This is a genomic window from Colwellia sp. 5_MG-2023 (assembly GCF_030547795.1).
In the GTDB taxonomy this organism is placed as follows: domain Bacteria; phylum Pseudomonadota; class Gammaproteobacteria; order Enterobacterales; family Alteromonadaceae; genus Colwellia.
In genome coordinates this window covers 43,609-55,157 of sequence record NZ_JAUOPW010000002.1, presented here as the reverse complement: position 1 = coordinate 55,157, position 11,549 = coordinate 43,609, and the positions used below count along the sequence as shown (strand labels likewise).

10 protein-coding genes and 1 pseudogene are annotated in these 11,549 nt (G+C 36.2%); 8 read left to right on the top strand and 3 right to left on the bottom strand.

The genetic code is table 11. The features are described from left to right. Nucleotides 1-4: 4 nt before the first annotated feature. The 5 genes from ilvC (at nucleotide 5) to Q4496_RS01825 (ending at nucleotide 4,508) form a co-directional block, all read left to right on the top strand. Entirely contained in the window at nucleotides 5-1,486 is a 1,482-nt protein-coding gene (ilvC, locus tag Q4496_RS01845; RefSeq protein WP_215971864.1) for a ketol-acid reductoisomerase, read from the top strand. A 167-nt stretch (nucleotides 1,487-1,653) separates the two neighbouring features. Further along, entirely contained in the window at nucleotides 1,654-1,971 is a 318-nt protein-coding gene (locus Q4496_RS01840) for a pyrimidine/purine nucleoside phosphorylase (RefSeq protein WP_159817105.1), read from the top strand. A gap of 12 nt (nucleotides 1,972-1,983) precedes the next feature. Next, the gene (locus tag Q4496_RS01835) at nucleotides 1,984-2,745 is read left to right on the top strand and encodes a sulfite exporter TauE/SafE family protein (protein ID WP_303609841.1); all 762 of its coding nucleotides are present in this window, start codon (nucleotides 1,984-1,986) and stop codon (nucleotides 2,743-2,745) included. A gap of 267 nt (nucleotides 2,746-3,012) precedes the next feature. Continuing rightward, nucleotides 3,013-3,987 carry an SPFH domain-containing protein gene (locus Q4496_RS01830; protein ID WP_303609840.1) on the top strand — a complete coding sequence of 325 codons (975 nt, stop codon included), beginning with the start codon at nucleotides 3,013-3,015 and terminating at the stop codon, nucleotides 3,985-3,987. 62 nt (nucleotides 3,988-4,049) lie between these two features. Beyond that, complete coding sequence (locus tag Q4496_RS01825) at nucleotides 4,050-4,508, top strand: NfeD family protein (RefSeq protein ID WP_303609839.1); 459 nt, start codon at nucleotides 4,050-4,052, stop codon at nucleotides 4,506-4,508. 296 nt (nucleotides 4,509-4,804) lie between these two features. On the opposite strand, the gene yegD is transcribed toward Q4496_RS01825, so the two are convergent. Further along, entirely contained in the window at nucleotides 4,805-6,160 is a 1,356-nt protein-coding gene (gene yegD, locus Q4496_RS01820; protein ID WP_303609838.1) for a molecular chaperone, read from the bottom strand. A 131-nt stretch (nucleotides 6,161-6,291) separates the two neighbouring features. On the opposite strand from yegD, the gene Q4496_RS01815 reads away from it, so the two are divergent. Next, on the top strand, nucleotides 6,292-6,684 hold the full coding sequence (locus Q4496_RS01815; protein WP_215971869.1) for a Fis family transcriptional regulator: 393 nt from the start codon (nucleotides 6,292-6,294) through the stop codon (nucleotides 6,682-6,684). 30 nt (nucleotides 6,685-6,714) lie between these two features. Here Q4496_RS01815 and Q4496_RS01810 read toward each other — a convergent pair whose 3' ends face one another. Together Q4496_RS01810 and proB are read right to left on the bottom strand one after the other, a co-directional pair. Next, nucleotides 6,715-7,971, bottom strand: coding sequence for a glutamate-5-semialdehyde dehydrogenase (locus Q4496_RS01810; RefSeq protein WP_303609837.1), 1,257 nt, complete (start codon nucleotides 7,969-7,971; stop codon nucleotides 6,715-6,717). Between the two features lie 61 nt (nucleotides 7,972-8,032). Continuing rightward, nucleotides 8,033-9,136: pseudogene (gene proB / locus Q4496_RS01805) on the bottom strand (glutamate 5-kinase); the annotation flags it as partial. Between the two features lie 222 nt (nucleotides 9,137-9,358). Here proB and Q4496_RS01800 point away from each other — a divergent pair. Beyond that, nucleotides 9,359-10,270 carry an acyltransferase gene (locus Q4496_RS01800; protein WP_215971872.1) on the top strand — a complete coding sequence of 304 codons (912 nt, stop codon included), beginning with the start codon at nucleotides 9,359-9,361 and terminating at the stop codon, nucleotides 10,268-10,270. A 9-nt stretch (nucleotides 10,271-10,279) separates the two neighbouring features. Further along, nucleotides 10,280-11,536, top strand: a complete 1,257-nt coding sequence (locus Q4496_RS01795) for a mechanosensitive ion channel family protein (RefSeq protein WP_215971873.1) — start codon at nucleotides 10,280-10,282, stop codon at nucleotides 11,534-11,536. Nucleotides 11,537-11,549: the final 13 nt, after the last annotated feature.

The window sequence follows — 11,549 nt, the reverse complement described above, 5'->3', positions numbered from 1 at the left end:
TATCATGAGCAATTATTTTAACACCTTAAGCCTACGTGAAAAACTTGGCCAATTAGGCAAGTGTCGTTTTATGAAGCGTGAAGAGTTCAGCGATGGTTGTAACTTTATTAAAGATTGGAACATTGTTATCGTTGGTTGTGGCGCACAAGGTTTAAACCAAGGTTTGAACATGCGTGATTCTGGCTTAAATATTTCTTATGCATTACGTGATGAAGCGATTGCAACAAAACGTCAATCTTGGCAGTGGGCTACTGAAAATGGTTTTACAGTAGGGACTTATGAAGAATTAATTCCTCAAGCTGATTTAGTATTAAACCTAACGCCTGATAAGCAACATACAGCAGCAGTAACTGCAGTAATGCCACATATGAAACAGGGTTCAACGTTAGCTTATTCACATGGTTTCAATATTGTTGAAGAAGGAATGCAAATTCGTCCTGATATCACCGTAGTAATGGTTGCACCTAAATGTCCAGGTACTGAAGTACGTGAAGAATACAAACGTGGTTTTGGTGTACCAACACTTATTGCTGTTCACCCAGAAAATGATCCGCAAGGTAACGGTTTAGCTATTGCTAAAGCTTATGCAAGTGCTACTGGTGGTGATAGAGCGGGTGTTCTAGAGTCTTCATTTATTGCTGAAGTTAAGTCTGATTTAATGGGTGAGCAAACTATTCTATGTGGTATGTTACAAACAGCAGCAGTATTAGGTCACAAACAATTATTAGAGCAAGGTGTTGATGCAGGATATGCACGTAAACTACTACAATATGGTTTAGAAACTACCACTGAAGGCCTGAAACACGGCGGCATCACTAATATGATGGATCGTTTATCAAACCCAGCTAAAATTAAAGCGTTTGATATGTCTGAAGAGTTAAAAGTTATCTTACGTCCATTATTTGAAAAGCATATGGATGACATCATTGAAGGCCGTTTCTCAGAAACTATGATGGCTGATTGGGCAAATGATGATGCGAACTTATTGAAATGGCGCGCAGAAACTGCTGAAACGTCTTTTGAATTAGCACCTGATTGCGATACAGAAATTACGGAACAAGAATATTACGATAAAGGTATCTTTGTTGTAGCAATGATTAAAGCTGGTGTAGAGCTAGCATTTGAAGCAATGGTTGCGGCTGGTATCATCGATGAATCTGCGTATTATGAGTCATTACATGAAACACCATTAATTGCTAACTGTATTGCACGTAACAAATTATATGAAATGAACGTAGTAATTTCTGATACTGCCGAGTACGGTAACTACTTATTTACACATGCAGCAGTACCTCTATTGGCTGACTTTACTAGCAAATTAACACTAGAAGAGTTGGGTGGTGGTATTACTGATAGCTCAAATGGCGTTGATAACGTACGTTTAATTGAAGTAAATGAAGCTATTCGCAGCCATGGCGTTGAAGTAATTGGTAAAGAGCTTCGTGGCTACATGACTGATATGAAAAAAATAGTTGAAGCGAACTAATCACTGATTCACTCAGCTTAATTAGTTCAACAGTGCTAGGTTAATCTATATTTGGTTAACTTGAGCAGACTAGAAACGGCATATAATTTTCAACAAGTTAGTGCCGTTTTTTATTTATAGCCTTTTCACTTTATTTAACAATTAACAAATTTAATAAGGAAGACATCATGTCTGATTTTAAAGAAGTAAGTATTAACAGAGCAGCAAATGTATATTTCGACGGTAAAGTTGTAAGCCGCACTATCACTTTTAAAGATGATAGCTTCAAAACATTAGGTGTTATGCAAGCCGGGGATTACCGTTTTGATACTAAAGAAGCCGAGTTAATGGAAATTACTGCAGGTGATTGTGAAATTTTACTTGAAGGCGCTACACAGTGGCAAACAATCAAAGGTGGTGAATCATTTAACGTTGATGCGAATAGCTATTTCGACATAAAAGCAAAAACGATCATTGATTACTGCTGTACTTATATCAGCGAGTAAGTATGAGCCATTATGTTCAATAGCATCGAATTATATCAAGCCATTATTCTTATTGTTATAGGGTTAATGGCTGGTGTCATTAATACGCTAGCTGGCGGAGGATCGAACTTATCTTTGCCAGCGCTAATGATGTATGGTTTACCAGCCGATGTTGCTAATGCGACGAATAGAGTTGCAGTTTTAATGCAGTCGATAACCGCTTCTCGTGGTTTTTATAAGCATGATAAAATTGATTCAGATTCTATTAAAGACAGTTTTATTCCGTTATTTTTGGGTGGTTTAGTTGGCGCAGTTACTGCTTCTTATCTTAATGTAGAGTTACTTAAGCCTTTATTGCTCGGCACTATGATTGTTGTTTCAATATGGGTAATTTTTAAAAGTGATACCAGTCCTAAAGATAACGACAAAAGAAAGAGTTGTTTTGAGAGTAAGTTAACTCTATTAACGACTTTCGCCGCAGGTTTTTATGGTGGATTTATTCAGGCCGGTGTTGGTTTTGTTTTAATTGCCGCGTTTGTTGGCGTTTTAAATTATGATTTATTACGTGCTAATGCAATGAAAGTAGTTGCTACCGTTATTTTTACCAGTATTGCCTTACTTGTTTTTATTGTTAGAGATCAAATTGCTTGGCTTCCTGGAATATTATTAGGTGTAGGCAGTATTATTGGTGCGCAAATCGGTGTTAAGTTTGCTATTGAAGTGAAAGCGAAAACATTAAAAATTATGGTTTTAGTGATGACTGTTTTTGCTAGTGTCGCTGCATTCATGCAGTAGTCTTTCTGCAATGATATTTTTCTCATAAATTATCGCGTGCCTGCGCTAAATAATACGTTTGTTATATAGCCTCTATCTATTACCTATTACCTTCCTCTCTAGACAAGCTACGCTCAAGTGATACCTGTTATTAATATTCAGCATGGGTAAAAATAGCTGACAGTGATCCAGCTTGATGTTCTAATGGGCTTCTGATTTATTTTATTTCAATTGGAATGCTATTAATACTAATGTTGGTAGCGTAAATAATAAAAGGACTACATTTGCATGCCTATATTTGAACAACTACTTACTAATCCTATACTTTGGCTTACCATCGTTATTTTATATACCTTAAAGAAGGGCATATATTTTGTTCCGCAAAACCGTGGTTATGTTATTTACACGTTAGGGAAATACAATAAAACGCTTTCAGCAGGATTAAACTTTATTATTCCTTTCGTACAATCAGTCGCTGCTGATCGTAATTTGAAAGAACAATCATTAGAAATTATTTCGCAAGCAGCGATCACGAAAGATAATATCACCTTAGACATTGATGGTATTTTATTTTTAAAAGTAATCGATGCTGCCGCCGCAACGAACAACATTACCGACTATAAATTATCAGTTACACAACTAGCCATGACAACTATGCGTAATGCTATTGGATCAATGGAATTAGATGAGTGTTTTCAAAATCGGGATATGATTAATGCGCAAATTTTAAATGCGATGACCGAAGCGACAGCACCATGGGGTGTTATGGTTACTCGTTACGAAATCAAAGATATTATGCCGCCACAAACAATCCGTGAAGATATGGAAAAACAAATGACAGCTGAACGTGAAAAACGTTCTGTTATTTTAACTGCTGAAGGGGTGAAAACGGCAGCAATTACTGAAGCTGAAGGGCATAAACAAGCGAGAGTATTAGATGCAGAAGCCGCTAAGGCTGAGCAAGTATTAGCAGCAGAAGCTTCGAAAGAGTCGCAAGTTCTTATGGCAACAGGTAAAGCGGAAGCTATTCGTTTAGTTGCAGAAGCTGATGCTAGTGCATTAGAAGTGGTTGGTAGTGCAGCAAATACAGATCAAGGTAAGGCCGCAGTAACTTTAACCTTAGCCCAAGACGCTATCTCTGCTCATCAAGCCATTGCGAGTGAAAGTACAGTAGTACTGACCGACGGTAAAACAGGTGATAATATTGCGAATACGGTTGCACAAGCTATTGCTGTTTCAAGTAGTTTGAAGTTAACGAATTAGTTATATATTTTAGCCTAACATTGAAAATATTAGGCTTACTCTTTCTATCTTAAAGAGGCATTATGGAATATTTTTTAGAAAACCCCGACCACTTATGGTATTTAATTGCGGGTATAAGCTTTGTTATTGAGCTAAGTATTATGGGGCTGAGTGGTCCGTTATTATTTTTCGCTATAGCAAGTTTACTCACTGGTATTCTAGTTAGCATAGGGGTTATTGATGGCTGGCAAAGTGAAGTTTTTAGTGTTGGTTTATTAACAGCATTAATCGCTTTTATTCTGTGGAAGCCATTAAAGAGATTTCAAAATACAAAAAGCAAAACCGATAACTCTAGTGATATGATTGGTTTGAAAGTACCTGCAAGTAGTGAAATAAATGCTAGTGGCGGTACTATTCGATATTCAGGTATCAACTGGCCGGCACGTTTAGCTGATGAAGCAGATGTTGAATTCATTAGCGAGAAAAGCCTTTGTCAAATTGTTGCTATTACCGGTAATACTATGTTGGTTAAGCCGATATAATTGATCAATAAACATTGATATTAGTGCTAACAAAAACGACGCATAAGCGTCGTTTTTTATCGGTAAAATATTTTACTATATATACCCGTAATCAATGAAGATGCAGGTTTTATGTTGGGCTAAAAAGTCAGTTACTGCGTTGTGCTCAATCCCAATAGCAAGCTATTAGTCAATCACACGCCTTGTCTCTAACATTTTATCCTCATCCTAAATTCCAGCACTTTCAATGGTCACGGCTATAAGCCGTTGTAGCGTAGGCGAATAACCTATGCACTTATAGCAATTTCATTAGTTGGTTACTTAAAAATCTTATCCGCCCAACGGGCTAATCCTGACGTTACACTGCTAAAATGGTCACCGACAATAATAGGAATATTTGGCATTTGTGCTTGGATAAACTCACTTAATACGGGCGATTTTGCGGTACCACCGGTCACAAAAATGACTTCAGGTTGACACTGTGCTTGATCAACGGCTGATTTCATTAACTCACCAATACTTTCTAATGTGCGATTATTTGCTAAGCGTAAAGTTTCTTTCGTCACTTCAGCAGACAGGCCATCGGTAATATCGTCTAAGTTAATGCTTTGTTTGTCTTGCTCAGACAAGGCTATTTTTGCTTGTTCAGCCGCATTAACTAACTGATAACTTAGTTTATGATCGTGTACTGTTATTAAACGTTCAACAACATTTTGTTCCTTAGCGTCACGAGACAATTGAACTAATTCGCGTCGATTTTGAGCACTATAAAATGCGGTTTGTTCATTAATATTATTAATGGCTAAGGCTTGGTAAAAACTACTCGTTGGCATAGGCTTGCCTGTTTTTAATAAACTATTCATGCCCAAGCTTGGCATAATACCTTGCAGTGCTAATTGAATGTCAAAGTCATTACCCGCCACACGTACACCACTATGAGCAAGTAAGTGTTTGGTACGGTCATCATTATTACTTAGTTCAGGCCCCATTAATAACATCGAGCAATCACTAGTTCCGCCACCAATATCAACCACTAATACACGTGTTTCTTTGGTTAAACTCGATTCAAATTCAAAACCCGCAGCAACAGGTTCAAATTGAAATTCTACCTCTTTAAAACCAATACGTTTAGCCGCATTTGTGAGCACATTAATTGCTTGTCGATTGCTTTCTTCGCCATGTAAGCCTTGAAAGTTTATTGGACGTCCAATGACTGTTTTTGTTATTTCATGACCGAGTGTTGCTTCTGTGAGGTTTTTAACATTGCTCATCATTGCGGCAACAATATCTTCAAATAATTGTATTTGTGCTGGCGCTAGGCCGCTAGCACCTAGGAAAGATTTTGGTGACTTTATATAATAACCTTCTTCCGGATCTTCCAAATACTTTTCAAGCGCTGCCTTACCAAAAACCAAGTCTGTTTCAATGCCATCAAATGCCAATTCTCGTAAGGCTCTTTGGCTTTTCTGTAGTTGAACTTGACGCTCCTTTTGAAAGTTACTTTGTTGCTCACCTTTCAATTGCTGATTTAACCAATGAGTGATGATGTCACGATCGGGAGCGTATAAATTGGATGCTATTGTATTCTTATTTAGTAGAGGAACTATTTGGGGTTGACCATTATCCATAACAGCAACACTACAATTAGATGTGCCGTAATCAAAACCTATCATTTACTACCTACTTTTATCTCTACCAAAAACGGCCGCATAGCATACTGAGTTAATGTCTTAGGTACAAGTGCTGTATTAAGTTAAAATAGCTGTGTTAAAAAATAATATTTAAAATATAGGTAGTGATTAATATGAAGTTAAATAAAACCAGTCAAAAAATTGATAATAACATTTGTAAAGCGTTAACCATTGCCTGTGAGTCTTCTTTACATGAAGTACCAGGATTTGTATGGCTGACTCATAGAGCTAATTACACTAATTTTCCTGCTAGTTTGGTGATTACCTGTGTTTTTGAATTAGAGTCTGAAATTGAAGTAATGAAAGAGCAACAGCAAGATGAATTATTGCGTAATGCAATTTTAAAGCAGTTAGTGAAGGTTGGTGTTGTTTTGAAAAATATTAAACAACAAGTACACTTTGATAGCGAAGAGGCTTGCTTAAAATATCATCAAGGTGAATGGCCAAATAGATTAGCATTACCTAAAACGAAACAAAAACCTAATGCAGCGAGAAGGCCGCATTAGGTAATTTTAACGAATCAATAAAGCGATCAATTAGTCCCTAACTTGTCCGTCACCATAAACAACAAATTTTTCTGTCGTTAATGATTCAAGCCCCATTGGGCCGTATGCATGAAGTTTACTGGTCGATATACCAATTTCTGAGCCAAGGCCTAATTGGTTACCATCAGAAAACCTAGACGAAGCATTTATCATTACCACAGAAGAGTTTATCTGACGAATAAATCGCTGAGAACGCGAAGTATCTTGCGTTACAATGACTTCAGTATGATCAGAAGTAAACTCATTGATATGAGCCACAGCATCATCATAGCTAGCAACTACTTTTACAGCAATTTCTTGCGCTAAATACTCTGCGTGATAATCATCATTAGTTGCTTGTTCTGCATTATCAAAATAACTAAGACTATTTTCACAAGCGTGAATTTTTACATTGGCAGCATCGGCTAATGCTTTAGCTGCTAATGGTAAGAATTGCTCTGCAATTTCACTATGTACTAAAACAGTTTCTAGTGAATTACAGGCGCTTGGTCTTTGTGTTTTACCATTAACTAAAATGTTTACTGCTTTAGTTAAGTCGGCATATTTATCAATAAATAAATGACAAACGCCTTTAAAATGCTGAATCACTGGAATACGACTGTTTTCCGTAACATAACGAATCAAGCCTTCGCCACCACGAGGAATAACTAAATCAATGGTTTCACTTTGTTTTAATAATTCTTCAATAACGCTGCGACTCGTATCAGGAATTACGCTAACAATGTTTTTATCAACACCGTGATCGGTTAACACTTTATGTAAACAATTCGCTAATGCTAAATTAGAATGAATCGCTTCAGAGCCACCGCGAAGAATAACGCCGTTACCTGACTTAATACAAAGCGCCGCTGCTTCAGCTGTTACATTTGGACGTGCTTCATAAATCATTGCAATAACCCCTAAAGGGATACGCATTTTACCTACTTGCATACCATTTGGACGTAGCGCTAAGTTAGCAATGTCGCCAACGGGATCTGTTAAGGCGACTATTTCGCGAATAGCACTGCTGATATCTTTAATACCTTGGTCAGTTAGTAGTAGTCTATCAAGCATTGCATCAGCTAAGCCTTTTTCTCGACCTGCTTCAATGTCTTTACTATTTTCGCTAATGATTTCAGTACTATTTGCTTCTATAGCGTCAGCTATTGCGTTTAACAATGCATTCTTTTCAATGGTTGTTAGCTGTGCGGCTACTCGGCTAGCAACTTTTGCATTCGTTGCCATTGTCGCCATATTAAATTGGTGCATTTGTTTTAGTTCCTTTTTCTTCACTGTTTTTAGGGGCTACTTTTGCTGGTTTAACTTCAACATTTTGTTCAAGAATAACCATGTCATCACGATGTATAACTACATCACCTTCTTCATGCCCTAAGATAAGTTTAATTTCATCACTGTGTTTGCCCTTGATACGCTTTAACTCTTTATTGCTATATTGAGTGATACCTTTAGCAATAATGGTTTTAGTTTGTTGATCAACAAGGTCAACACAATCACCAACGTCAAAGCTTCTGGCGACAGATTTTATGCCAATAGGTAATAATGAAGCGCCTTTGTTTAGTAAGGCGTTAACTGCGCCTTTGTCTAGGGTGATTCTACCGTGACTTTTTACGGTGTGTTTAAGCCAATGTTTTTTAGCTCTAATGGTATTTTTATCGGCAGAAAAGCGTGTGCCAGGATTTATTTGTCTGATTAATGAGCTAAATACTTCGCTTTTAGTACCATTGAGAATATAAGTATTAATGCCATGCTCAGTTGCTTTTTCTGCGGCTTCTATTTTTGTTTTCATGCCACCCGTAGATAAATGATTGCGGCTAGTGCCAGCCATAGCATATATCTCGTCAGTGATTTCATCGATTATGGGGATAAGTACCGCGTCATCGTGGATGTTAGGATCTTTAGTAAATACGCCATCAATGTCACTTAAAATAAACAAGCTATCAGCTTCACACACTTGTGCTACTAGGGCTGAAAGGTTGTCGTTATCACCTACTTTTAGATCTTCAGTGGTTACCGTATCGTTTTCATTAACGATAGGAATAATGCCATTCTCTAATTGAATTTGAATGGTATCTCTGATGGAAATATACCGTTCTCGATCTTCTAGATCATCTTGCGTGATTAATATTTGGCTGCAAGGAATATCAAAAAAACGTTGCCAGTTCGCCATCATTTTCATTTGACCAACACTCGACATGGCTTTCTTTACTGATGGAGATAATTCAGGACTGCCGTGTCGAATAACTGTGCGACCAGCGGCAACACCGCCAGAAGATACGAGAATCACTTCTTTGCCTTGTTGATGGCATTTAGTGATGAATTGAGCAATGGCTAGAATATATTGCCCACTACAACCAGTTTTTGATGGTGCTACTAAGGCGCTACCGACTTTAATTACAGCACGATTAAAATTCATTTTTCCTCCTGTTATGATTTAACTATTTACAGTATGATGAAAACGAGGTAGTCATTCAACTTATATAGCGAAAAAGGCGCTATAACGTTAGACGTTATTGTGATCCTAAATAGCAATAAAGCATATCTTGTTACTATATCGTAATTAACAATACAATTTACTGGCAAAGCATGATTAAATATAGTTAATTTTTCTTTGGTTAACTGTTTATAATTTTTTAACATGCTAAATTTATTACCCGCACCATTTCTTGGACTACTTTCTTTTATTTTTTATGCCCTTAACACTATTTTTTGGGTTGTTCCTATTGTTATTTTTTCATTATTTAAAGCTTTAATACCGTTAAATTTTTCTCAAAAGATTTTTAGCTATTTATTAGATTTAATGGCAAGTAATTGGGTTGCTATTAACACGATCAATCAAAAATTATTTACTAAGGTAAAACTTCATGTAACCGGTTTAGAAGAGCTGAGCACGAAAGACTGGTATTTAGTGTTAGCTAATCATCAGAGCTGGGTTGATATTATTGTGCTGCAGCGAATATTGCATGGCAAAATACCTTTTTTGAAGTTCTTTTTAAAAAGAGAGTTGCTTTATGTCCCTATTCTAGGATTAGCATGGTGGGCATTAGATTTTCCTTTTATGAAACGTTATAGCCAGTCATTTTTGAAAAAAAATCCTCACCTAAGAGGTAAAGACCTAGAGACAACACGTAAGGCTTGTGAAAAATTTAAGCATAAACCCGTTAGCGTAATGAGTTTTATCGAAGGAACGCGCTTTACGCAAGCTAAACACGATAAGCAAAATTCACCATTTAATCATTTGCTTAAACCTAAAGCTGGTGGTGTGGCTTTTGTACTTGATGCCATGGGCGAGTATTTAACCACCATTGTTGATGTAACTATTTATTACCCAGACGGAATTCCTAGCTTTTGGGACTTTTTGTGTGGTCGTGTTAAAGATGTGTATATTGAAATTAATACATTTGACATTAACAGCGAGCTTAGTGGTGACTACATGAATGATAGAGCTCATAAAATTGCTTTTCAAAAGTGGTTAACGCAATTTTGGCATGAGAAAGACGCTAGACTTCTGAATTTAAAGAAAAATTCGTCATCTGATATTGATAAATAAGGGACTAATATGAATGAATTAATTATGACTTGGCTGGCCGAGCAAGGAGTTAATAAAAATTACCTTGAAATGAGTGCAATGGTATTAGGTTTAACTTTTATTATATTTACGGCAACAATTAGCTATTACATTGCTAAAACTCAAGTGATTAACGTTGTTCATAAACTGATTGTTAAAACAAAAAACACTTGGGATGACGCGTTAATTGAACATAATGTCTTAACGCGATTTACCTTATTATTACCTTTTATATTAATATTATTTTTAACACCATTAGTTTTTCCAAGCGAACTTATAATAGCCGATTTGTTAGTATTGTTTGCGAAAGTATTTTTAACCTTTCAAATAGCTCGAAGTATCAGTGCTGTATTAAATGTTAGCAAATGCTTATACGGTGAAACAGCTAAACAAAAATATTTGCCACTGAATGCTATTATTCAAGTGATCAAATTAGTTATCTATTTAGTGGCTGTGATTGTAATTATTGCATTAATTTTAGATCGTTCACCTGTTTATTTATTGAGTGGTTTAGGTGCTTTAACTGCGGTGTTAATTTTAGTGTTTCAAGATACGATCAAAGGGTTAGTTGCTAGTATTCAAATTTCAGCAAACAAAATGGTTGTTGCGGGAGATTGGATTGAACTACCTAAATATGGGGCTGATGGCGATGTTATTGAAATAGGCTTAAATACAGTAAAAGTACAAAATTTTGATAAAACGATTACAACAGTACCAACTTATGCTTTGATAAGTGATTCGTTTAAAAACTGGCGTAATATGTACCATACTGGTGCTAGACGTATAAAACGAACGTTAATTATAGATATCAGCAGTATTGATTTTTATTCATTAGAAAAAATAGACTTTTTAGCTAGCACTAGCTTATTAAAGTCTTATTTAACCGATAAAAAGCAAAGGCTTGAAGATGAAAATAAAGCGTTAGATCAAGATGGGCGTTTAAATGACATTGATAGCCGACAATTAACGAACATTGGCACATTTCGCGCTTATATTGAAATGTATTTACATCAAAATACGAATATTCGAAATGACTTAACTTGTATGGTGAGGCAGTTGCCTGCGACTGAAAGTGGCTTACCTTTAGAATTATACTGCTTTGCTAATTCAACAGATTGGAAAGTATATGAAGGTATTCAAGCAGATGTGTTCGATCATTTATTTGCTATTGCTCCACATTTTGATTTACGTATATTTCAAAACCCTACAGGGCATGATTGGAAAAATGCATTAAATAATAACGCCTAACAAGTATGTTATT